The organism is Pseudomonas sp. GW822-FHT02D10 (assembly GCF_058802345.1).
Genome location: NZ_JBXAOB010000002.1, coordinates 272,303 through 295,528, shown reverse-complemented (window position 1 = coordinate 295,528; position 23,226 = coordinate 272,303). Strand labels below are relative to the sequence as shown.

At 61.9% G+C, this 23,226-nt stretch carries 21 protein-coding genes and 1 pseudogene; 12 read left to right on the top strand and 10 right to left on the bottom strand.

Features of this window, described 5'->3' with window-relative positions:
- The first annotated feature begins 4 nt into the window (after window positions 1-4).
- The 5 genes from gmk to AC1RPZ_RS04515 all read left to right on the top strand — a co-directional run bounded on the left by gmk (window position 5) and on the right by AC1RPZ_RS04515 (window position 4,425).
- Window positions 5-625, top strand: coding sequence for a guanylate kinase (gene gmk / locus AC1RPZ_RS04535; protein WP_493135288.1), 621 nt, complete (start codon window positions 5-7; stop codon window positions 623-625).
- A 168-nt stretch (window positions 626-793) separates the two neighbouring features.
- Window positions 794-1,057: a DNA-directed RNA polymerase subunit omega gene (gene rpoZ, locus AC1RPZ_RS04530; RefSeq protein WP_003177259.1), complete on the top strand. Its 264-nt coding sequence runs from the start codon at window positions 794-796 to the stop codon at window positions 1,055-1,057.
- 57 nt (window positions 1,058-1,114) lie between these two features.
- Window positions 1,115-3,220, top strand: coding sequence for a bifunctional GTP diphosphokinase/guanosine-3',5'-bis pyrophosphate 3'-pyrophosphohydrolase (spoT, locus tag AC1RPZ_RS04525; protein WP_493135286.1), 2,106 nt, complete (start codon window positions 1,115-1,117; stop codon window positions 3,218-3,220).
- Between the two features lie 28 nt (window positions 3,221-3,248).
- The gene (locus AC1RPZ_RS04520; RefSeq protein WP_003229509.1) at window positions 3,249-3,629 is read left to right on the top strand and encodes a RidA family protein; all 381 of its coding nucleotides are present in this window, start codon (window positions 3,249-3,251) and stop codon (window positions 3,627-3,629) included.
- Between the two features lie 55 nt (window positions 3,630-3,684).
- Complete coding sequence (locus AC1RPZ_RS04515; protein WP_493135284.1) at window positions 3,685-4,425, top strand: putative periplasmic lipoprotein; 741 nt, start codon at window positions 3,685-3,687, stop codon at window positions 4,423-4,425.
- Between the two features lie 140 nt (window positions 4,426-4,565).
- Here AC1RPZ_RS04515 and AC1RPZ_RS04510 read toward each other — a convergent pair whose 3' ends face one another.
- Window positions 4,566-5,423, bottom strand: a complete 858-nt coding sequence (locus tag AC1RPZ_RS04510) for an SDR family oxidoreductase (protein WP_493135282.1) — start codon at window positions 5,421-5,423, stop codon at window positions 4,566-4,568.
- Between the two features lie 189 nt (window positions 5,424-5,612).
- On the opposite strand from AC1RPZ_RS04510, the gene exbB reads away from it, so the two are divergent.
- From exbB to AC1RPZ_RS04480, 6 genes are all read left to right on the top strand, one after another.
- Complete coding sequence (gene exbB, locus AC1RPZ_RS04505; RefSeq protein WP_493135280.1) at window positions 5,613-6,602, top strand: tonB-system energizer ExbB; 990 nt, start codon at window positions 5,613-5,615, stop codon at window positions 6,600-6,602.
- Window positions 6,603-6,608: 6 nt separating this feature from the next.
- Window positions 6,609-7,037, top strand: coding sequence for a TonB system transport protein ExbD (gene exbD, locus AC1RPZ_RS04500; RefSeq protein WP_054594656.1), 429 nt, complete (start codon window positions 6,609-6,611; stop codon window positions 7,035-7,037).
- Window positions 7,034-7,783, top strand: coding sequence for an energy transducer TonB family protein (locus AC1RPZ_RS04495; protein ID WP_493135277.1), 750 nt, complete (start codon window positions 7,034-7,036; stop codon window positions 7,781-7,783). The genes exbD and AC1RPZ_RS04495 overlap by 4 nt, the downstream gene beginning before the upstream one ends.
- Before the next feature lie 315 nt (window positions 7,784-8,098).
- The gene (locus AC1RPZ_RS04490) at window positions 8,099-9,022 is read left to right on the top strand and encodes a hydrogen peroxide-inducible genes activator (protein ID WP_493135275.1); all 924 of its coding nucleotides are present in this window, start codon (window positions 8,099-8,101) and stop codon (window positions 9,020-9,022) included.
- Between the two features lie 9 nt (window positions 9,023-9,031).
- The gene (gene recG / locus AC1RPZ_RS04485) at window positions 9,032-11,107 is read left to right on the top strand and encodes an ATP-dependent DNA helicase RecG (protein ID WP_493135273.1); all 2,076 of its coding nucleotides are present in this window, start codon (window positions 9,032-9,034) and stop codon (window positions 11,105-11,107) included.
- Between the two features lie 78 nt (window positions 11,108-11,185).
- Window positions 11,186-12,586, top strand: coding sequence for an aminoacyl-tRNA deacylase and HDOD domain-containing protein (locus tag AC1RPZ_RS04480; RefSeq protein WP_493135271.1), 1,401 nt, complete (start codon window positions 11,186-11,188; stop codon window positions 12,584-12,586).
- 94 nt (window positions 12,587-12,680) lie between these two features.
- Here the strand turns inward: AC1RPZ_RS04480 and AC1RPZ_RS04475 are convergent, their stop codons facing one another.
- Window positions 12,681-13,064 (bottom strand): SCP2 sterol-binding domain-containing protein, encoded by a 384-nt coding sequence (locus AC1RPZ_RS04475; protein WP_493135269.1) that lies wholly within the window; start codon window positions 13,062-13,064, stop codon window positions 12,681-12,683.
- 537 nt (window positions 13,065-13,601) lie between these two features.
- On the opposite strand from AC1RPZ_RS04475, the pseudogene AC1RPZ_RS04470 reads away from it, so the two are divergent.
- A pseudogene (locus AC1RPZ_RS04470) lies at window positions 13,602-13,733 on the top strand (DUF6124 family protein); the annotation flags it as partial.
- Window positions 13,734-13,836: 103 nt separating this feature from the next.
- Here the strand turns inward: AC1RPZ_RS04470 and AC1RPZ_RS04465 are convergent.
- From AC1RPZ_RS04465 to AC1RPZ_RS04430, 8 genes are read right to left on the bottom strand one after another with little or no spacing between them, the layout of a single operon-like run.
- Window positions 13,837-14,844: a serine/threonine-protein kinase gene (locus AC1RPZ_RS04465; protein WP_493135267.1), complete on the bottom strand. Its 1,008-nt coding sequence runs from the start codon at window positions 14,842-14,844 to the stop codon at window positions 13,837-13,839.
- The gene (locus AC1RPZ_RS04460; protein WP_493135265.1) at window positions 14,841-15,569 is read right to left on the bottom strand and encodes a PP2C family protein-serine/threonine phosphatase; all 729 of its coding nucleotides are present in this window, start codon (window positions 15,567-15,569) and stop codon (window positions 14,841-14,843) included. The genes AC1RPZ_RS04465 and AC1RPZ_RS04460 overlap by 4 nt, the downstream gene beginning before the upstream one ends.
- Window positions 15,569-19,102 carry a type VI secretion system membrane subunit TssM gene (tssM, locus tag AC1RPZ_RS04455; RefSeq protein ID WP_493135263.1) on the bottom strand — a complete coding sequence of 1,178 codons (3,534 nt, stop codon included), beginning with the start codon at window positions 19,100-19,102 and terminating at the stop codon, window positions 15,569-15,571. Before tssM ends, AC1RPZ_RS04460 begins: the two co-directional genes overlap by 1 nt.
- 14 nt (window positions 19,103-19,116) lie before the next feature.
- Complete coding sequence (gene icmH, locus AC1RPZ_RS04450; RefSeq protein ID WP_493135261.1) at window positions 19,117-19,992, bottom strand: type IVB secretion system protein IcmH/DotU; 876 nt, start codon at window positions 19,990-19,992, stop codon at window positions 19,117-19,119.
- Window positions 19,993-19,997: 5 nt separating this feature from the next.
- On the bottom strand, window positions 19,998-21,329 hold the full coding sequence (gene tssK / locus AC1RPZ_RS04445; protein ID WP_493135259.1) for a type VI secretion system baseplate subunit TssK: 1,332 nt from the start codon (window positions 21,327-21,329) through the stop codon (window positions 19,998-20,000).
- Window positions 21,330-21,331: 2 nt separating this feature from the next.
- The gene (tssJ, locus tag AC1RPZ_RS04440) at window positions 21,332-21,832 is read right to left on the bottom strand and encodes a type VI secretion system lipoprotein TssJ (protein WP_493135257.1); all 501 of its coding nucleotides are present in this window, start codon (window positions 21,830-21,832) and stop codon (window positions 21,332-21,334) included.
- A 5-nt stretch (window positions 21,833-21,837) separates the two neighbouring features.
- Window positions 21,838-23,037 carry a type VI secretion system-associated FHA domain protein TagH gene (gene tagH / locus AC1RPZ_RS04435; RefSeq protein ID WP_493135255.1) on the bottom strand — a complete coding sequence of 400 codons (1,200 nt, stop codon included), beginning with the start codon at window positions 23,035-23,037 and terminating at the stop codon, window positions 21,838-21,840.
- Window positions 23,038-23,054: 17 nt separating this feature from the next.
- Complete coding sequence (locus tag AC1RPZ_RS04430) at window positions 23,055-23,195, bottom strand: type VI secretion protein (RefSeq protein WP_092276060.1); 141 nt, start codon at window positions 23,193-23,195, stop codon at window positions 23,055-23,057.
- Window positions 23,196-23,226 lie beyond the last annotated feature (31 nt).

Sequence of the window (23,226 nt, the reverse complement as noted above, 5' to 3'; positions counted from 1 at the left end):
CGACATGACCCACAGCACTGGCACCCTGTACATCATTTCCGCCCCGTCCGGCGCTGGCAAAACCAGCCTGGTCAAGGACCTGATCAGCGATCTTCCACAGATCCGTCTTTCGATCTCACACACCACTCGCGCCATGCGCCCGGGCGAAGTAGACGGAGTGAACTACCACTTTGTCGACCGCACCCAGTTCGTGAAGATGATCGAGCACGGTGACTTCCTGGAGCGCGCCGAAGTGTTCGGCAACCTCTATGGCACTTCTCAGAGCCACTTGCAGCAGACGCTTGACGAGGGCCACGACCTGATCCTGGAAATCGACTGGCAAGGCGCCGAGCAGGTGCGCAAGTTGATGCCCCATGCCCGCTCGATCTTCATTCTGCCGCCTTCCCAGGAAGCTTTGCGCCAGCGCCTGAACAACCGCGGCCAGGACAGCGACGAGATCATTGAAGGCCGGATGCGTGAAGCCGTCAGCGAGATGAGCCACTACGTCGACTACGACTACCTGATCATCAACGATGATTTCGCCCTCGCGCTGGAGGACATGAAGGCGATTTTCCGCGCCAATCAGCTGCATCAGAAACGTCAGCAGCAGCGTTTCGGTAAATTACTCGCCGAATTGTTGGGCTGAATCAGCTCTTCCCAAAACCGCTGCCAGGGCTTTACATTGGTACTTGCAGCGCGTTGAAGGGCTTGGTTAAAAAATCAGCGCTTCCCTAATCGCTGGTGATTTTTTAAACTGTTGAGTCCGCTCGCCCAACCGGGCAGCGCGCATATTGCATTCGCTCCGAGGAATACCATGGCCCGCGTAACCGTTGAAGACTGCCTAGAACACGTGGAAAACCGCTTTGAGCTGGTCATGCTCTCTACCAAGCGTGCCCGTCAACTGGCCACCGGCGGCAAAGAGCCACTGGTCCAGTGGGAAAACGACAAACCTACCGTTGTGGCCCTGCGTGAAATCGCCGAAGGCCTGATGAGCTACGAGTTCATCGCCAATGCTGAAATCGTCGAAGACGAACCGCTGTTCGCAGCGTTCGAGGACGAGTCCAACGAGGCCGTCTAAGCCCATGCCTGGTCGACGTAGCACGGCGCAGGGTCACAGCCATCGGCAGGAGTCATCATGCCGAGCATAGACGCCCTCGCCGATCGCTTATCGACCTACCTCGGCACTGACCAGGTCAACCTGGTCCGCCGAGCGTACTTCTACGCCGAACAAGCCCACGACGGCCAACGCCGCCGTAGCGGTGAGGCGTACGTCACGCACCCGTTAGCGGTCGCGAACATTCTTGCCGACATGCACATGGACCATCAGAGCCTGATGGCCGCGATGCTGCATGACGTGATCGAAGACACCGGGATCGCCAAGGAAGCGCTCTCTGCGCAATTTGGCGAAACCGTCGCCGAACTGGTCGACGGGGTCAGCAAACTGACCCAGATGAACTTCGAGACCAAAGCCGAAGCTCAAGCCGAAAACTTCCAGAAAATGGCCATGGCCATGGCACGCGACATTCGCGTGATCCTGGTGAAACTGGCCGACCGCCTGCACAACATGCGCACGCTGGAAGTCCTGTCCGGCGAAAAGCGCCGGCGGATCGCCAAGGAAACCCTGGAAATCTATGCGCCCATCGCCAACCGCCTGGGCATGCACGCCATCCGCATAGAATTCGAAGACCTGGGCTTCAAGGCCATGCATCCGATGCGTTCCGCGCGGATCTACCAGGCGGTCAAACGCGCCCGGGGCAACCGCAAGGAAATCGTCAACAAGATCGAAGAATCCCTCAGCCACTGCCTGGCCATCGACGGCATTCAGGGCGAGGTCAGCGGTCGCCAGAAACACCTCTACGGCATCTACACGAAAATGCGCGGCAAGCGTCGGGCCTTCAACGAGATCATGGACGTCTACGCGTTCCGGATCATCGTCGACAAGGTCGATACCTGCTATCGCGTGCTGGGTGCTGTGCATAACTTGTACAAACCGTTGCCGGGCCGCTTCAAGGATTACATTGCGATTCCCAAGGCCAACGGCTATCAGTCGCTGCACACCACGCTCTTTGGCATGCACGGCGTACCGATCGAAATCCAGATCCGCACCCGTGAAATGGAAGAGATGGCCAACAACGGCATCGCCGCCCATTGGCTGTACAAATCCAGCGGCGACGAGCAGCCAAAAGGCACTCACGCCCGCGCCCGCCAGTGGGTCAAAGGCGTGCTGGAAATGCAGCAACGCGCCGGCAACTCGCTGGAATTCATTGAAAGCGTGAAGATCGACCTGTTCCCGGACGAGGTCTACGTGTTCACGCCCAAAGGCCGGATCATGGAGCTGCCAAAAGGCTCCACGGCGGTCGACTTCGCTTACGCGGTGCACACCGACGTCGGCAACAGCTGCATCGCCTGCCGGATCAATCGTCGTTTGGCGCCACTGTCCGAACCGCTGCAAAGCGGCTCGACGGTCGAAATCGTCAGCGCTCCGGGCGCACGGCCGAACCCGGCGTGGCTCAACTTCGTGGTCACCGGCAAGGCCCGCACGCATATTCGTCACGCGCTGAAACTGCAACGCCGTTCCGAGTCCATCAGCCTGGGTGAACGCCTGCTGAACAAGGTGCTCAATGGTTTCAACAGCTCGCTGGAAAAAGTCCCGGCCGAGCGCATCAAGGTGATGCTCAACGAATACCGCCTCGAACTGATCGAAGACCTGCTCGAAGACATCGGCCTGGGCAACCGCATGGCCTATGTCGTGGCGCGCCGCCTGCTCGGTGAAGGCGAACAGCTGCCAAGCCCGGAAGGTCCGCTGGCGATTCGCGGCACCGAAGGCCTGGTGCTCAGTTACGCCAAGTGCTGCACGCCGATCCCGGGCGACCCGATTGTCGGCCACTTGTCCGCCGGCAAAGGCATGGTCGTGCACCTGGACAACTGCCGCAACATCAGCGAAATCCGCCACAACCCGGAAAAATGCATCCAGCTCTCGTGGGCCAAGGATGTCACCGGCGAATTCAATGTCGAACTGCGTGTCGAGCTGGAACACCAGCGCGGCCTGATTGCCCTGCTGGCCAGCAGCGTCAACGCTGCCGACGGCAACATCGAAAAAATCAGCATGGACGAGCGCGACGGTCGTATCAGCGTGGTCCAACTGGTGGTCAGCGTGCACGACCGTGTACACCTGGCCCGCGTGATCAAGAAACTGCGCGCCTTGACCGGGGTGATTCGCATCACCCGTATGCGTGCGTAAGCCCCCCCCTCATAACAAGGAGTCATTCATGACCAAGACTGTTATCACCAGCGACAAGGCCCCGGCCGCCATCGGTACTTACTCCCAGGCGATCAAGGCTGGCAACACCGTCTACATGTCCGGTCAGATCCCGCTTGACCCAAAAACCATGGAACTGGTCGAAGGCTTCGAAGCCCAGACTGTCCAGGTGTTCGAGAACCTCAAAGCCGTGGCTGAAGCCGCTGGCGGTTCGTTCAAGGACATCGTCAAACTGAACATCTTCCTCACCGACCTGAGCCACTTCGCCAAGGTCAACGAGATCATGGGCAAATACTTCGACCAGCCTTACCCGGCGCGTGCCGCCATCGGCGTGGCTGCCCTGCCAAAGGGTTCGCAGGTTGAAATGGACGCCATTCTGGTCATCGAGTAATACGCACGGCGCGGCCTCCCAGGCTGCGCCGACTTCGTTCTGTAAGGATCTCCTCATGCGCAAAGCGCTAGCTCTCTCGTTGCTCGCGGTGTTTCTCGGTGGCTGTGCCAGCAACCCTGCCGACCGCGACATCAGTGGCACCTGGATCAACCAGTCAGCAATTAATGCTGCGTCCAAGGGCGGCCCGTTGCGTGAAGCACTGCAAGCCTATGGCCCGAACCTGGAGTGGGACGTCAACACCAAGGCCGGCCAGGCGCGCTACAGCAATGGCTTCGAGAAAATCGAAGGCAAGGTACTGGGCGAGCAGTCCGGCGCCTGGAACGTCGAAATTTATGGCAGCCCTGCCACCGTATTGAAGCGCGACGGCAAACAACTGCAGCAAGTGGCCAACGACAACGAGCCGGGGCAACTGTTTGATCGCGCCATAGATGCCGCTCCTGAAGGCGCGCCACTGGGCGCCAGCTTCGAGCGCGCGCTGTACTCAGCCTACCTGGGCGGTAGCTGGAAGATCGTCAACGGTCCAGGCGAAGGCAGCACCGTTCAGTTCCAGGCCGATGGTGCCGTTCAGGGCCTGCCCGGCGCTGACCGTTATGCGCTGTGCCTGGCGGGAGACTGCGCCTCGATGAGCGGCGGCCACGATACCGTCTGGCTGCAGCTGAGCGGCCAGGGCAACCCGTGGATCTTTACCCGCAACGGCAAGCAGATGGAGATCTTCCAGGCAGTCAACGGATCCCAGGCGGACGAAGTACCTTCGTTCTCCCCTGGCAATCGTCAATGGACACTGGAAAAACAGTGATCCTGCCCTGAGAACATCGCAAAACCAATGTGGGAGCGAGCTTGCTCACGATTAGGCCATAACATTCAACATTAATGCTGACTGTTACACCGCCATCGCGAGCAAGCTCGCTCCCACAGTTGTTGTGCAGCGCTTGAAAGTCAGCTGCGGCCTTCAAGAATCGCTGCATACCCTTCACGAAAGCTCGGATAACGCGGCGTCCAGCCCAGCGCTTTAGCGCGGGCATTGCTGCAACGCTTGCTGCCGGTACGGCGCACGCTGGCATCGTCGGCCCATTCGGTCACCCCAAGGTACTCGCGCAACCAGCCCACCACATCTGCCAGCGGCGCAGGCGCGTCGTCGACGCCGATATAGCAGTCATCCAGTATGGCACCCTGGTGATCCGCCTTGAGCAAGAAGGCCAGCAAGCCTGCGGCGTCGTCGGCATGAATCCGGTTGGCATACAGTGGCGGGTCGATAGCCACGCGATAACCCCCGCGCACCTGCGTCAACAGCCGCTCGCGGCCCGGACCGTAAATCCCGGTCAAGCGCACAACACTGGCAGGGATGCCGCTGTTTAAAGCAACCTGCTCAGCTTCCAGCATCACTCGCCCGGAATAGCCGTCCGCTTGAGTCGGCGAAGTTTCATCGATCCATTCACCGTTCTGCTGCCCGTACACGCTGCTGCTGGAGACGAACAGCAAGCGCTTCGGTGCCTGACCGTAATCGTTCAACCACTCCAGCACATGCTGCAAGCCCTGGACGTAAGCGGCACGGTAGCCGGCTTCATCGTGATCGGTGGCGGCCGCGCAATACACCAGGTAATCCACCGCACCGACGGGCCAGGTTGCCGGACAGTCTTCATTGAACAAGTCACCGGCAACGCCAATCACGGCCTCGGGCAGGCGAGAGATGTCACGCCGCAGGCCATGAACCTCCCACCCCGAGGCCAGCAATTGAGTGGCCAGACGGCCGCCGACATCACCACAACCGGCGATCAAAACAGATGGCGCGGACATCAAAATTCTCCCATCAGAAAGGTACAGGCTAGCCTCGACATTGGACGAGTGGCTAGCAATACAAGAAATAAAGCGACTCTATTACTTTTGTTAACGATAATTACTTGCAATAATGCCTGCCGCTTTTGTTCTCGGCCCACGAGGCCTGGAAGGACATTAAACCCTCTTTTTCTCTCAGGTCCGGCCAGCATGACACGTAATCCTCTCTCCGCTTCGCCAACCACGCTTGCTCGCCCAACTCGCGCCGTGCGCACGGTCGCCGCGCTGCTGTTCAGCTTGCTGCTGGCCCCGACCACTGTCTTCGCCGATCAGCCGACCGCCACCGCACCGACTGCAACAGCAGCCGCGCCTGCCGCTGCCGCTGCCGCTCACGCCAACGCTGACCACTCTGCCCCGGTCGTGCCCCCCGTTGCCACCGAAGACGCTGCCGCTGACGCACCCGAAGTCCTCGAAGCCGACAACACCCTGGGCATGGCCCATGACCTGTCGCCATGGGGCATGTACCAGAACGCCGACATCATCGTGAAAATCGTGATGATCGGTCTGGCCATCGCTTCGATCATCACCTGGACCCTCTGGATCGCCAAGGGCCTTGAGTTGCTGGGCGCCAAGCGTCGTCTGCGCGGTGAAATCGCCCACCTGAAAAAAGCCACCACCCTTAAAGAAGCCAGCGTCAGCGCGGCCAAGGAAGGCACCCTCGCCAACCTGCTGGTCCACGACGCACTGGAAGAAATGCGCCTATCGGCCAACAGCCGCGAGAAAGAAGGCATCAAGGAACGCGTGAGCTTCCGCCTCGAGCGCCTGGTGGCCGCCTGCGGTCGCAATATGAGCAGCGGCACCGGCGTGCTGGCAACCATCGGCTCCACTGCACCGTTCGTCGGCCTGTTCGGCACCGTTTGGGGCATCATGAACAGCTTCATCGGCATCGCAAAAACCCAGACCACCAACCTCGCCGTCGTCGCTCCCGGCATTGCCGAAGCCCTGCTGGCCACCGCCCTGGGCCTGGTGGCCGCGATTCCTGCGGTGGTCATCTACAACGTCTTCGCCCGCTCCATCGCCGGCTACAAGGCTCAGGTTTCCGATGCTTCGGCGCAAGTCCTGCTGCTGGTCAGCCGCGACCTCGATCACCTGCCGGCCGAGCGCACCGCCTCGCAACCGCACATGGTCAAAGTAGGGTAATCCGCCATGGGCTTGCACTTAAAGGAAGGCGCGGACGACGATCTCGCCGAGAACCACGAAATCAACGTCACGCCGTTCATCGACGTGATGCTGGTGCTACTAATCATCTTCATGGTCGCCGCCCCGCTGGCCACCGTGGACATCAAGGTTGACCTCCCTGCCTCGACCGCCAAACCGGCGCCGCGGCCAGAGAAACCGGTGTTCCTCAGCGTCAAGGCCGATCAGCGCCTGTACTTGGGCGAAGACGAAGTCAACGCCGAAACCCTCGGCGCGACCCTCGACGCGCGAACCCACGGCAAGAAGGACACGACCATCTTCTTCCAGGCCGACAAAGGCGTGGACTACGGTGACCTGATGCACGTGATGGACGCCCTGCGGGCCGCCGGCTACCTGAAAGTTGGCCTGGTCGGACTTGAGACGGCAGCCAAGAAATGATCACGACGCGCCAAAAGCTGACGCGTTACAGCGGTAGCCTGGCCGTGGTGCTGGGCGTCCATGCGGTCGCGATACTGCTCGCACTCAACTGGAAGTCCTCACCGCCCGTCGAGCTGCCGCCGATGGCGATGATGGTTGAGCTGGCGCCGGTTCCGACACCACTGCCGCCCGCACCGCCCAAGGTCGTCACGCCACCGCAACCACCGGCCCCGGTCGAAGAACTGCCGTTGCCGAAACTCGCGGAAGCGCCAAAACCGACGATCTCGGTGCCCAAGCCAGTCAAACCCAAGCCCAAGCCTCAACCGCCCAAGCCGGTGGAGAAAAAGCCCGAGCCGCCGAAGGAAAAACCGGCCGAGGAGAAACCGAGCGACGCGCCACCGACCAACACTCCGGCGGAGAAATCCGCGCAACCTGCCCCAGGCCCAACGCCGGCGCAGACTGCGGCCAAGGAAAGCTGGCAAGGCACGCTGCTGGCGCACCTGGCCAAGTACAAGAAGTACCCGCCAGCCGCCCAATCGCGTGGCAAGGAAGGCCTGAACCGTCTGCGCTTCGTGGTCGACGCTGAAGGCAACGTGCTGTCCTATGAGCTGGTCGGTCGTTCCGGCAACGCCGATCTGGACCGGGCCACCCTGGAAATGATCCGCCGCGCCCAGCCACTGCCCAAGCCACCGACTGACATGCTGAACAACGGCTCGATCGAAATCGTTGCACCGTTTGTGTACTCGCTGGAAAAGCGCCGGCGCTAAGACGCAACAGATTCCAATGTGGAAGATTCCCCTGTGGGAGCGAGCTTGCTCGCGATAGCGGTGTAACAGTCAGCGAAGATGTTGAATGTTATCGCCTAATCGTCGGAACGCCGCCCGGAGCAAGCTCGCTCCCACAGGTTCTCCAGCATTTGCAGAAATATCTGCGATCTTCAAAAAAGGCACCGAAAGGTGCCTTTTGCATACCTGCCAGCGCCAAACAGGCATTGCCCAGTGTCGCTCTCCGCCCTCTGTCTGATAACGTGCGTCTATCGATTGCAGCCGGTATGCTTGGCCGCATCATCATGGACGCCCGCTATGACCCTCACAGAATTACGCTACATCGTTACCCTCGCCCAAGAGCAGCACTTCGGCCACGCGGCCGAGCGTTGCCACGTCAGTCAGCCGACCCTGTCGGTGGGCGTGAAAAAGCTTGAAGACGAACTCGGTGTGCTGATTTTCGAGCGCAGCAAAAGCGCGGTGCGCCTGACCCCGGTCGGCGAAGGCATCGTCGCCCAGGCCCAGAAAGTCCTCGAACAGGCCCAAGGCATTCGCGAACTGGCCCAAGCGGGCAAAAACCAGCTGACCGCCCCGCTGAAAGTCGGCGCGATCTACACCGTCGGCCCGTACCTGTTCCCGCACCTGATTCCACAACTGCACCGGGTCGCCCCGCAGATGCCGTTGTACATCGAAGAAAACTTCACCCACGTGCTGCGCGACAAACTGCGCAACGGCGAGCTCGACGCGATCATCATCGCCCTGCCGTTCAACGAAGCCGACGTGCTGACCCTGCCACTCTACGACGAGCCGTTCTACGTCCTGATGCCGGCCCAGCACCCGTGGACCGAAAAAGAATCCATCGACGCCAGCCTGCTCAACGACAAGAGCCTGCTGCTGCTCGGCGAAGGTCACTGCTTCCGCGATCAAGTGCTCGAAGCCTGCCCGACCCTGGCCAAGGGTAACGACGGCGCCAAACACACCACGGTCGAATCCAGCTCCCTGGAAACCATCCGGCACATGGTCGCCTCCGGTTTGGGCATCTCGATCCTGCCGCTCTCGGCGGTGGACAGCCACCACTACGCCCCCGGCGTGATCGAAGTGCGCCCACTGTCGCCACCAGTGCCGTTCCGCACCGTGGCCATCGCCTGGCGCGCCAGCTTCCCACGGCCGAAAGCGATTGAAATCCTCGCTGACTCGATCCGCCTGTGCTCGGTGGCCAAGCCACCAGCGGTTGCGGGTTAAGCGTTAGCCATGACTGAGCTGTCGCAAGTGTCGGTCACGGCACTCAAGGGTGTCGGCGAAGCCATGGCCGAAAAACTCGCCAAGGTCGGCCTGGAAAACCTCCAGGACGTATTGTTTCATCTGCCGCTGCGTTACCAGGATCGCACCCGCGTGGTGCCGATCGGCCACTTGCGGCCGGGGCAGGACGCGGTGATCGAAGGCACCGTCAGCGGCGCCGACGTGGTCATGGGCCGGCGCCGCAGCCTGGTCGTGCGATTGCAGGACGGCACCGGCGGGCTCAGCCTGCGCTTCTACCATTTCAGCAACGCGCAAAAGGAAGGCCTGAAACGCGGCACTCGCGTGCGCTGCTACGGCGAGGCCCGGCCCGGTGCGTCGGGACTGGAAATCTACCACCCGGAATACCGATCCATCACCGGCGACGAACCGCCGCCCGTGGATGAAACCCTGACGCCGGTCTACCCGCTCACCGAAGGCCTGACCCAGCAGCGTCTGCGCCAACTGTGCATGCAAACCCTGACCTTGCTCGGCCCCAGCAGCCTGCCTGACTGGCTGCCACAAGAACTGGCGCGGGACTACCAACTGGCGCCGCTGGCCGACGCGATCCGCTACTTGCATCACCCGCCCGCCGATGCCGATGTCGATGAACTCGCCCTCGGTCATCACTGGGCGCAGCACCGTTTGGCCTTCGAAGAACTGCTGACCCATCAGCTGTCGCAGCAACGCCTGCGCGAAAGCATGCGCGCACTGCGGGCGCCAGCCATGCCCAAAGCCACCCGGCTGCCGGCTCAGTACCTGGCCAACCTCGGCTTCCCGCCGACCGGCGCGCAGCATCGGGTCGGCAATGAAATCGCCTACGACATGAGCCAGCACGAGCCGATGCTGCGGCTGATTCAGGGTGATGTTGGCGCCGGTAAAACCGTGGTTGCCGCCCTCGCGGCCTTGCAAGCGCTAGAGGCCGGTTATCAAGTCGCGCTGATGGCGCCCACCGAGATTCTCGCCGAACAGCACTTCATCACCTTCAAGCGCTGGCTCGAACCGCTGGGCCTGGAAGTCGCCTGGCTGGCCGGCAAGCTCAAGGGCAAGAACCGCGTCGCCGCACTGGAACAAATCGCCAGCGGCACGCCGATGGTGGTCGGCACTCACGCCTTGTTCCAGGACGAAGTGCAGTTCAAGAACCTCGCGCTGGTGATCATCGACGAACAGCACCGCTTCGGCGTCCAGCAGCGCTTGGCGCTGCGACAGAAAGGCGTTGGCGGGCGGATGTGTCCGCACCAACTGATCATGACCGCCACGCCGATCCCGCGCACCCTGGCCATGAGCGCCTACGCCGACCTCGACACCTCGATCCTCGACGAACTGCCGCCCGGCCGAACCCCGGTCAACACCGTGCTGGTCACCGACACGCGCCGGGTTGAAGTGATCGAGCGAGTGCGTGCCGCATGTGCTGAAGGGCGTCAGGCGTATTGGGTGTGCACGCTGATCGAAGAGTCGGAAGAGCTCACCTGCCAGGCCGCCGAAACCACCTATGAAGACCTCACCGCCGCCCTCGGTGAGCTGAAGGTTGGCCTGATCCACGGGCGCATGAAGCCCGCCGAGAAAGCCGAAGTCATGGCCCAGTTCAAGGCCGGCGCACTGCAACTGCTGGTGGCGACCACGGTGATCGAAGTCGGCGTCGACGTGCCCAACGCCAGCCTGATGATCATCGAAAACCCGGAACGCCTGGGCCTGGCGCAACTGCACCAGTTACGCGGTCGAGTGGGTCGAGGCAGCGCCGCCAGTCATTGCGTGCTGCTCTACCATCCGCCGCTGTCGCAGATTGGTCGTCAACGCCTCGGTATCATGCGCGAGACCAACGACGGCTTCGTGATCGCCGAAAAAGACCTCGAACTGCGCGGCCCCGGCGAGATGCTCGGCACCCGCCAGACCGGCCTGCTGCAATTCAAGGTCGCCGACCTGATGCGCGACGCCGACCTGCTGCCAGCGGTGCGCGACGCGGCCCAGGCATTGCTGGAGCGTTGGCCGCATCACGTCAGCCCGTTACTCGACCGCTGGCTACGCCATGGGCAGCAATACGGCCAAGTGTGAGCAGTGTCTCAGTTTCCCGGCGATGGTTTTAAACAAGCTGGTTATACTCCTGCAATTGTTTGAAAACGGATACAGACCATGACCGAAGTTGCCCTCGCACCCGAAGCCCCGCACGCCCCGTCTGTTATCCGGATGCTGCTCGGCAAGCTGGGCATCAGCTATGCCGAAGTGCTCGATCGCCCTGGCCTCAACTCCGCCCGCAAGGTGCAAGCGGTGTTGCTCGACGACGCCGTCGGCGCGCTCATGGTGCTGTTCCCGCAGAGCCAGTTGCTGGACCTCAACCGCCTCGCCGAACTCACCGGCCGCCGGCTCACCGCCGTGCCGCTGGATCGCCTGGAGCGCATGCTCGGCAAACACAACCTGAGCTTTCTGCCCGGCCTGCCGGCGCTCACCAGCTCGCCGTGCCTGTACGAAGAAAGCCTGCTGCGCGAACCGCAGTTGCTGATCAATTCGGGCGAGCCGGGCGTGCTGCTGGAAATCACCCGCGAAGACTTCAAAAGCATGCTGACCAAGGCCAGCGCCGCGAACTTTGGCGAAGCCCTGAGCAGCATCCGCCCGAACCTCGACCGCCCCGACGATGACCGCGAGGAAATCACCCAGGCCGTGCAAGCCTTCACCGCACGGCGCATCCAGCAACGCCTGGAAGCGACCATCGAGATTCCGCCGCTGGCCGAAACCGCACAGAAAATCATCAAGCTGCGGGTCGACCCCAACGCCACCATCGACGACATCACCGGCGTCGTCGAAACCGACCCGGCGCTGGCCGCGCAAGTGGTGAGCTGGGCAGCGTCGCCGTACTACGCCTCGCCGGGCAAGATTCGTTCAGTGGAAGACGCGATCGTCCGCGTGCTGGGCTTCGATCTGGTGATCAACCTGGCGCTGGGCCTGGCCCTGGGTAAAACCCTGAGCCTGCCCAAGGACCACCCGCAACACACCACGCCCTACTGGCACCAGTCGATCTACACCGCTGCGGTGATCGAAGGCCTGACCCGCGCCATGCCGCGCGCCCAGCGCCCGGAAGCCGGCCTGACCTACCTCGCCGGTCTGCTGCACAACTTTGGCTACTTGCTGCTGGCCCACGTGTTCCCGCCGCACTTCTCGCTGATCTGCCGGCACCTGGAGGTCAACCCGCACCTGTGCCACAGCTTTGTCGAGCAACACCTGCTGGGCATCAGCCGTGAACAGATCGGCGCCTGGCTGATGCGCTACTGGGACATGCCCGACGAACTGGCCACCGCGCTGCGCTTCCAGCACGACCCGTGCTACGACGGCGACTACGCCGAATACCCGAACCTTGTCTGCCTGGCCGTGCGCCTGCTGCGCAGCCGTGGCATCGGCTCCGGCCCCGACGAAGACATCCCCGACGCCCTGCTCGACCGCCTCAGCCTGACCCGCGACAAAGCCGAAGACGTCGTCAGCAAAGTCCTCGAAGCCGAAGTTCTGCTACGCGAACTCGCCTCGCAATTCACCCAGCCCTAAAAAAACCCGCTCCCACACTCAATCGAATGTGGGAGCGGGCTTTTGTGGGAGCGAGCTTGCTCGCGATGAATCCACCTCGGTCTAACTGACCACCTCACGCCTTAGCCTTCGCCTTCCTAGGCCTCAAATACTTGGTCAACCCCTGGAACCACATCACCAGCGCCGGGTTGCCCTTGATCTGAATCGACTTGTCCTGAATCCCGGTCATGAACGCCAACTGCTTGTTCTTCGCCTGCATCGTGGCAAAGCCGTAAGCGGCGTCTTTAAAAGCAATCGCAAACGCCGGCTCCGCATACACCCCGGCCTTGCTGCTAATGCGCTGATCCTTCACCACGAAGTGCCGCGCCACCTTGCCGTCCAGCGTCTGCAACTGGAACACCAACGCTTTATCACCCAACTGCTGCTGAAACGCCGGATTGGTCCGACTGGCCTTGCGCATCAGCAAGCCCATCATCCACAGAAGAAAACGAAATTTCATGCTCAAGCCCCAAAAGAAAAATGAACGCTGGCGCAGTGTAGCGGCTTAAAACCAGAACGCCACCGTTGCGCAGCGTTAGAGGAAGATGAAGCGCTTTTTACGTACGATGACCACCAAGTCACACTTCTCAAAGACCACCACACTCCCCCGTAGCAGCTGCCGAAGGCTGCGTTCGGCCACGCAGCGGTCGTAAAACCAGACAACCCGATCCCGGCTTCATCCCCGCCCCATTAGCCTCGGACATTTCCTTCAAGTTGTAGCGGTGTTCGGTAACTATCCCGGCCTGCGGCTCAGGGCTAGTCTCACCCTGTCACCAAAAAACGGTGACACGGACGTGCAAGTCCGGTGTGGAGCGCAATCGTTTATGGCTATTCATCGAGCGTTTTCTTATGCTCGCGAATCGTTATGGCGGCTGTGTGTCGGAGACCTTCGGGTCTGCCGGATTGCTCCTACCGGTCTTGCACACCTACGCACAGCTGCCACCTCTTTCGACGTGCAAGCGAACGGTGACAGCTCCTTAATTTAGGAGTAACACCAATGTTCAAAGCGACACCAAATCCACCAGAAGACCCAGCAACTTCCCCCTACGAATCCCCGGATTCGAAGAAACTCCACGAAGCCGCCGAACGCGCCCTCGACCACCACCTGGGCACGCCCCCACCCAAAATCCACCTCGCCGACGCCCGCAAAGGCCAACTTGAAAGTCAGCAACGGTCAGGCTGAAATGGGTTTCGTTAGAAGGGTTGAACATTGCTTGCTCCCTGTTCGGTAGTCATCCGTTGCGCCGATGCAGCCAGCGTTGCAGCCAGGAGGAAGTGGCGCCTAGGGCGTCACGCAGTTGTGCGGCAGTCACGGTGCGTGCCGCCGCATCGAAAGCCAGCGCCGTTCGCAACGCCGGCCAGCAGTGTTTCGGTAGATTTCTCGGTGCATGCAGCTCGCGTTCGAGGCCCCCGTCGCGGGCCTCGATAGACGGCAAGCGGCGGAACGGGTGTTTGCCGCCCGCCAATTCATAGATCACGCAGGCCACCGCGAAGAGGTCGGCGCTGGCGGTCAGCGGTGCGCCTTCCAGCAGTTCCGGCGCGGCGTAGCCTGGGGTCCAGGCGTTGAAACGGCTGCGGCTCAAGTGCGGCAGGCCGGGCAATACGCCCTCCTCGGCCTGGCCGAGGCCGAAGTCGAACAAGCGCACGCCCTCCTCGCTGAGCATCACGTTGCTTGGTTTCAAGTCGCCGTGCAGCACGCCGCGACCGTGGGCATAAGCCAACGCGTCGAGCAGCGGCAGCGCGATGTCACGCAATTCTTGCCACGGCAGGCCCAGTGGCCGTTCGCAGAGCAGTTTGTCCAGCGTCAGCCCGCGCATCAGTTCCATGGCGATGAAGGCGCGCTGGCACTCGGTGTCCACTTCAAAGGTGTGCAAACGCAGCACGTTGGAGTGGCGCAGACGCCGGGTCAGGGCGAACTCGCTGTAGAGCAAGGCACTGGCGTCCGGCGATTCGGCAAATTCTTCGCTGAGGATTTTCAGCGCTACATACGGGTCGGGGTCACCGAACTGTTCGTGCAGCAGGTCCCGTGCGCGATACACCGCGCCCATGCCACCGGCACCGAGCAACCGCTCGATGCGGTAACGCCCCGCCAGCACCTCCGGCAACGCGCCAACGCTGGCCCGGGTCGGCGCCACGGCATGCGGCGCTGCATGGGATTTGGCGAAGGCAAAGTAGGTCAGGTTGGCGGCCTCTTCATCGCTGACCAACAGCTCGTCGAGCACCGGTTTGAGTTCACTCATTGGCGGATCACCACGGCGGTCAGGTTGTCCCGCGCCGAGCCGCGCAAGGCGCCATCGAACAACCGCTCCAGCGCCACGTGCGGCGCAGTCAGACTCAAGGCGTTGCCCAGCGCGTCGCTGCTCAAGCCTTGATACAAACCGTCGCTGCACAGCAGAAACGCATCACCGGGATAAACCTCGAGTTCGAGCACGTCCAGGGTCAACTGCTCGCTGGCCCCGACCGCACGGGTCAAGGCACTGGCGGCCGGATGAGCCTTGGCCTGCTCGACGCTCATCTGTTGTTCGTCGATCAGTTGTTGCATCAGCGAATGGTCCTTGGACAGCTGATACAAGCGCTGCCCGCGCCACAGGTAACAACGGCTGTCGCCGGCCCAGATGCAGGCCGCGCGATTGCCGTCCACCAACAACGCCACCACCGTGCTGCCCATGATGCTGTCATGGCGCCCGGCGGTGACGGTCAATTCCTGGCCCAAGCGGCGGTTGAGCCAGTGCAGGCACTGGCGCACGCCTTTGAGCCGCTCGTCGAAGCTGTCTTCGACGGGCAATTCCGCCAGGCTGGCGACGATCAACTGGCTGGCGATGTCGCCCCCCTGATGACCGCCCATGCCGTCCGCGACCACCCACAATCCCTGCTGCGGGCTGTCGAGGAAAGCATCTTCGTTGCGCGCCCGAACCTTGCCCGGATCGGTACGCGCCGCGCTGCGCCAGGGGCTGGCAACCAGCATCAGAGCTGCACCGGCATACGGAAGGTGCGCAACACGCCCATGTCGAACGGGTTCGGTGTGCGCTGGCTCATCAGCAGGTAGTTGGCGCGCAGGCCACCCACATCAGCCTTGAGCACCAGCACGTCGCGACCGGTCAGGTATTCGGTCTGCATCAAATCGAACAGACGGAACAGCGACCATGGGCCGGAGTTTTTCTCGATGCCGATCGGGCGGCCGGCCATTTTTTCGAGGACCAGGCTGGTGCGGCCGTCTTCCGCGTCGGTTGGCCATTTGAAGGCCACCGGCACGATCGGACCATGGCGGTATTCCATGGTCTTGTCGCCAAAACGGAACTCGGAACGGCTGACAGCCGGGTCGAGGGTGTACGGCTCCAGTTTGAACTGCACCTGCGGCTCGGCCGGGTTTTCGGCAAAGAAGCTTTGGCGGATCACTTGGGCCGCGGCCATTTGGTCGAGGTAGACCTTGGACATCGGCAAGCTGTGACCGTCGATGCTGCGCAGGCGGTAGTTGCCCGGATCACCGCTGACGAAAGGCCGCATGTAGTTTTCGAAGAAACGATCGGCGATGCCCTGCGCCTTGAAGAACTCGCGGAAGTCGCTGATGGCGACGTCGCTGGTGCTGTGGGCGTTGAACGGATAACGCTTGTTGATCGCCTTGCCATAGAAGCTGTACAGCTCGCTCTGGTAGCGTTGGTTGAGGTACTGGTAGGAATCGTTGAGCACCAGACGCCAGGTGTCTTCGGCCAGGACGTTGAACCACACGCTGACCGGACGCGGCAGGCGGCCCGAAGCGTTGCGCAAGTTGCTCAGCGCATCGCGCTGGCCGCTCATGCGGGTCTTGGCCATTTCAAACGCAGCCTGATCCGGGGCACTGGCGCGTGCCAGGCTGGCCAGTTGCAGTTGCAGGTCGTTCAGCGCTTGCAGCGCCGGGGTCAGGTCGGCGGCCGGGCCGTTGTTGTCATCGAGCAAACGGTGCAGCGGTTCGAAGCGCCGTTGCAGGGATTTCTTCGCGGTGTCCGGCAGGTTTTTGGTGGCCAATGCATCGCCCGCCTTGCCGGCCACGGCTGCGGCGACCTTACCCAACGCGCCGCCCTTCTTGGCGAGCAGTTTTTCAGCCGCATCCGTTGCATCTTCAGTGTTGTCGACGGCGGCCGGGAAGCGCGTGTTCTCACGCACTTCCACCAGCATCTGCAGGATCGGCGAGTTGGCGGACGTCAGCCCGGCCAGTTGTTCAGCGCCTTCACCGGCGCTGTTGATCGGCTGCAACGCCACTTGGCCGACCGCTTCGCTCCAGAAGTTGGCGTAGTCGCGGAAGTACAGTTGCTCCAGTTCGACCATCAGGCGGCGCAAGTCCATGCCGCTCATGCCCGAGCCTTCGCCCAGCACCCAATTGTCACGCAGGATATCGGTGACCAGTGCAGAGCCCTGGACCGAGAAATACTGTTGATAACCCTGTTGGGTGTAGAACCCCGGGATCACGTAGTCGGTGCCGACGAACAACGCGCCCTGCGGACCGAGGTGTTGGCTGAAGCGGTATTCCGGCAGGTTACGCGCCTGCTCGCGCAGCATCCGGTAGACCACGGTGGCCAGCGATTCGCTGCGCAGAACCTGACGCGCTTGGGCAACCAATGCATCGTTGAGCGGGTAGATAAACGGCTGCTTGAGCAGGCGTTCGAAGTGCCCGTTCAGACCGTTTTGCACCGCCGTGTTGCCGGCGTAATGCACGGACCAGTCCTGCGCCAGCCAATCTTGCAGCCACGCCGGATCGCGACGGTCCTTCATGTTCAGCATCAGGTAGGCGCGCAGGCTGTTGAGCAGGCGATCGCGGTCCTTCATGTTGTTGCGGATCTGCCCTTCGAGCAGTTGCGCTACACGTGGCAGCAGCTGGGTTTCAAGTTCACGCTGATACGCGTCCTTGACCACCGGGTTGCTCTCGTTGCCCTGATACAGACCTCCGCGCTCGAACATCGACACGTCGCCTTTGGGCGGGAATACCTTGGTCGCTGCATAGCTGGTATCGAGGGTTTTGAGCACGCCCATCGCGTCATCGCGAGCGCTCAGCGCCGAGCGCTGCTGGTTCCAGGTTTGCGCCAGCGAACGCAGGTTTTCCAGGCGTTCGTAGTTGGCCGAGAAACCCGTGGCCCAGAGCAGACCGAACAGGCCCAGTGCCGCCAGAGCACCGACGTACAACGCACGCTGGCCCCAATGGATGCGACTGCGTTCGCGTTTGTCCAGACCGGCCAGATCGGCCTCGGGGAAAATCACCCGGCTGAGCACGTGGTGGATGAACCGCGAGCGACCGCCGCGCAAGGTCGGCAACACGCCGCTGTCGATGCCCAGGCTGGCGCCAATGCCGGCGGTGCTTTGGTCCATCTTTTGCTTCAAGTGCGGTGCGCTGGTCAGGTAGAAACCGCGCAACTGGCTGGCGCGCTGATAGCGATTGCCGGTGAACGCCATGTCGACGAACAGGCACAGCCGCTCGCCGATCTGCCCCAGTCGATGCGGGAAGTCGAGAATGCGACCACGGCGCTGGGTGTCGCGCTCCTGGTGCATGCGCATGATCACCTGGCTGTTGAGGCGACGCAGCAGCTCTTCGAACTCGGCACGCAACACCGTCACGTCAGTACCGCTCTGCTCTTTGCGGAAACTGGTGCCGAGCACCTGATCGCTTTCTTCGCGAGTCAGCTGATCGAAGAACTCGTCGAAGCCCAGCAACTGGTCGGCCTTGCTCAGCACCAGATAAATCGGCAGGTCGACGTGCAGTTTTTGATGCACCTCTTGCAGGCGCGCACGCACCAGATGCGATAGGGCTTTGAGGTCATCCTCGTTGCTCCCGATCAGCAGCTCCACCGGAAGGGTCACCAGCACGCCGTTCAACGGACGGTTGCGACGACGTTTGCGCAGCAGGTCGAGCAAGGTGGTCCAGGCGCTGCCGTCGACATCCACGCTCGGCTGGGTCAGGTAACGCCCGGCAGTGTCGATCAGCACGCCGTGGTCGGCGAAATACCAGTCGCAGTGGCGGGTGCCGCTGGTATCGCGGGTGAGTTTGCGCTCGATCTTGTTGATCGGAAACTCAAGGCCCGAGAAGTCCAGCAGGCTGGTTTTGCCGCTGCCCTGCGGACCGATCAGCAGGTACCACGGCAAATCGTTGCGCCAGCGTTCGCTGCGGCCGCGATACAGGCTGGAGGTTTTCAAGGTGCGCAGCGCGTCTTTGAAGCGTGCGCGCAGCTCCTTTTGTTCCTCGTCGATCAGCTCTTCGCGGCGAATACGATCCTGGCCGTCTTCGGTTTCTTCAACGGCTTTTTTGCGCACACCGGCGCGCCAGCTGACGAAGACCATGGTCAGGCCCCAGATCAGGAACAGCACGCTGATGGTCAACAGGCGCGAGGTCGAGCCTTCCCAGAATTTATAATCATCGACGGCCAGCAGTGGTCCGACGAACCACACCAGCAGCGCCACGAACAGCACCAGCAGCAGGGTCCAGACCCAGGTCTTGCGCAGGAACGCGCCGACTCTTTTGAAAAACTTTTTCATCTCACGTCCCTGTTTTACGGCTTCGACTGCGGCAGAACCGCGACCGGATCAAGCGGCTGATAAGGTTGCAGAACGGTGTCGCGCTGTTCGCCGAGTACCCAGGCGAAACCCGAATACATCACCACCAGGCACACCAGCGTAAACAGCGCCACCATCCACCACGGCACGATGCGCACCAGGCTGCGACGCTTGTCGTTGAGGCCTTCCCAGTGCGGCGACAGTTCACGCGGCACGTCGCCGCGCAGCTGACGAATCTGCCGATACAGCGCATCGCGAATGCCGTCGAGTTCCAGCATGCCGCGCGCCTGCACCCGGTACTTGCCCTCGAAACCGAGCGACAGGCACAGGTACATCAGTTCCAGCATCGGCAGGTGTTTGACCGGGTTCTTCGACAGACGATCGAGCAGCTGGAAGAATTTCTCGCCGCCAAAGGTCTCGTTGTGGAAGCTGCTGAGCAGGCTCATCTGCGACCACTCGCTTTCGTTGCCCCACGAGGTGGTGACCACCGCTTCGTCGACCACGGTGCAGAGCACGTAACGCGCGGCCATCACCTGGCTGCTCTCGGCACCGTTGTGCAGCGCACGGACTTCGAAGAGTTTCAGCGCAGCCGTCAGCCGCTCGTTGAGCGCGTGCATGTCTTCGCGGGTGGCGCTGTGCTTGAGCCGCACCACTTCCGACAGCAGGTCGGACGACGCCGCCACCAGCGAGTTGAGGCTGATGTTGAACGCTTCCGCCGGACGCAGGCGCGCGGCGTAGATCATCCGTTCTTCCAGTTGCTCGAAACGCGGCGGCGCGGCGAAATCGGTCAGCGGGCTCTGTGCCGGGCCATGGCCCTGGCGATCGAGCAGGACGGTTTTGTCGTCCTGGTTGTGATCCATTTCCTTGATCATATCGGTCAGTTCCTGATGGCCCAGAATTTCAGTTCAAGCTCGGCAAATTCGCCGGACACGTGGAACGCGAAGCCGCCGGAGCGCTCCAGTTGTGCCAGGTCTTCGGAACTGAGTTCGAGGATGAAATAGGTTTTGTTCGAGTGGAACGGGATCTGCCGCGGCGCCACCGGCAAGGGTTTGACCTTGATGCCCGGCAGGTGCAGGTTGACCAACTGACGGATGCGCTCCACCGGGCCGACCTTGAGGTGCGCCGGCAGGCGATGCCGCAGTTCTTCGGAGTCGCAGTTGGCACTGGCCGCCAGCACGAACGACGCCGTGCCCAGCAATTTGTGGTCGTGCAGCGGCGACACGGTGATTCCGTACTGACGCGCTTGCAGCACCAGCTCGATGGCGTGTTGTTCAAGCACCATCGACAGCACCTGACGAATCGCTTCCATCAGTTTGCGGAAACTCGCGCCTTGATCGCTGTGCTGATAGCGGCTGTCCAGACGCGGGCGTTTGCTGTCGCTGGAAAAGGTCGACAGATCGCCGAGCATCGACAGCAGCGTGCGGTACAACTCTTCCGGGTGAACCTGTTCCAGGCCCAGGTAATGGCGCAGAACCAGTTCGGTGCGGTTGATCAGTTGCAGCATCATGAAGTCGCCGACTTCCGCGCCACCGACCTTGCCGTTGGAACGAATCCGGTCGGCAATGGTGTCGCCACGGTGGCCGAGCATGCTGATGACTTCTTTGAGGCACGACAGCAGGTAGCCCGACGCGTGAGCGTGGATGAAGGTCGGGACGAAGTCCGGGTCGAGGCTGATCACGCCGTCGGGCGTGGTGTCGAGGACTTCGCAGATCTTCAGTTTGACGTAAGCCTGGTCGCTCTGCTGCTCGCCGAGCAACAAGCGAAAGTCCGGGCGCGCGCAACTGACCTGGCTGCTGGAATCGTCGCCGGCGTTGGAGTCAGCGACTTCCGCTTCGTACGCGGTGTAACGCGCCAGCACGTCGGATTGCTCCGGGCGACGGGACTCGATGTGGTTACCGGTGACCAGCGGCAAGGCCAGGTAGATCGGCGTGTTGCCGGTGTTCGGTGGGACGTCGAGGGCCAGCGGCTCGGTGTTGCCGCCGAGTTCGAACAGGCTGCCGTCCGGGAGAATCCCCGAAGCCTGGCTGATCACCACTTTGCCCATGTTGAGGAACTGCAAATCGATCTCGAGCCCGAGAAAACCCCAGGTGTAACTGCCCAGCAACTGGGTGCGGGTTTTCATCTGGTTGTCGTAGTAGCGATCGTTGTGCTGGAAGTGTTGCGGACGCAGCAACATGCCTTCCTGCCAAATGACTTTATGCACGTTCATGTTCAGTCATCCGCCTTGGCGAGCTTTTGGTTTTTGTCATGGATGCCGGTCTGATCGAGGGTCAATTCGGCCACGGTCAGATCGGCTGGGGTGACTTGAACCACGTAGCGCCATTGGGTTTCGCGCAGGTCACGATACGCCGCGAGCACGCCGACGTAGCGGCTGCCGCTTTCGACGCTGAGCTTGAACTCGACGGTGTCACCCGGACGCAGCTCCAGCTCTTCGCTGGCCACCAGGTCTGGCGACAGGGTTTCCTTGGCGCGCTCGTACAGGCTGAAGAAGTCAGCGTTTTGGAAGGCCACCGGGTGTTTGAGCTCAATCAGCCGCACGACAATCGGCGATGGTCGGCCGTTAAGGTCCGGGTTGACCTGATCGCTGGCGGTCAACGTGAGGTTGAGCTTGGTGACGGTGGAATACGGCGAAATCGACGAGCAGCCGGCCAGCCACACCAGGGCGGTGAGCGCTGTCAGCATCTTGATTAATACGGTCTTGCAGCCAGACATGCGCATCATCCTTGGTGTTCGGTGTGAAGGGTGGAAATCAAGCGAATCTGTTCTTCGTAGGCCTGGGCGAAGTCCCGCGCCAGCAGGCGTTCGCTCCAGTCATCGTCCTGACGCAGCGCCTGGTGATAACGGCCATAGGCTCTCCAGCGGCTGCCCGAGGTGGCGAGCAGCGGCTTGTTGCCGTCGCGCTCGAAGCGCAGGGTCAGTTGCTGTGGCGAGAAGTATTCGAGGGTGCCGCGTACCGCCGCGCGGCTGGCGGTGAGCAAGGCCACCTGGTGCGCCTGCAAATCACGGAACGCCCGCGAGATCGCCTGCCCGGCCGGCAACTGGCCGGGTTTGTCGCCCTGCAACAGAATGCCCAGCGCTTCACTGGCATCGACGGCAAATTTCAGCGGGTTTTTGCCAGTGCCTTGAACCGTGGTCTGCGCCAGACGCAGTTCGTTTTTCAGCTCCGAACGGGTGCGCAGGCTCTGCTGCAAACCGCCGACGCTTTGCTTGAGCAAACGCGCGGCGTTGATTGCCAGGGCTTCGCGGCTGTCGTGATCGAGGCCTTTGAGGTCGACGCCCAGCGCATCGCCGAAATGCTCCCAGAAGCCTTCGCTTTGACGCTCGACCGCCTTGGGCGCCGGCGCAGGTTCCGGCGCGGCAGGCGCGGTCACCAGCTCTGGCACCAGCAGGCTTTCCATGTCGATGCGCGCGTAGTCGGCGCGCTGGCGCGGCTCCTGACGCGGCGCGTTGAGGGCGCTCAGCTCGTCGATTTCCGAGTAGACCCGTTCCTGTTGATCGAGCGCGTTGAGCGGATCGAGGTCGAGGAACGCATCGTCTGGAATGATGCTGCCGGCGGCTTGCGGGCGGCCGACTTCGGTATCGAAGGTGGCCGGATCGCGTACCAGCCGCGCACGGATTTCAAAATCCCCCAGCACGTAGACGCTGCCGTGTTCAATGCGCTGTGCTTCACCCTTGCGCAGACGCGCACCGCTTTCGCTGGCCTGGATACCGTTGCTGCTGATATCGGTCAGGAAAAACGTGCCGTCGCGGTAGCTGATCAGCGCGTGATGGTTGGACAGGTGACGCTTGCGGTCCGGAATGATCCAGTCGCAATCCTCACCCCGCCCGATCACGCCGCCAGCCTGCTTGAAGGTCTTTTGGCACAAATCCGTGGGCACGAACTGCTTGGTGTTCAGCATTTCGAAAACCAGTTCCATGATGTCGCTCCTTGCGGTCACTTGCCGCGATTGACCGCCTGCGGATCGCCCAGTGGGCGATAGGTGTTGTCGTTGAATTTGTAATTGCCGCTACAACCGCCGAGGCCGCATAGAACGACGAGGGTCAGCAGGACGGCTTGCCAGTGACGAACAGGCATCAGAGGGTCTCCAGGGCTAAACAATGCACAA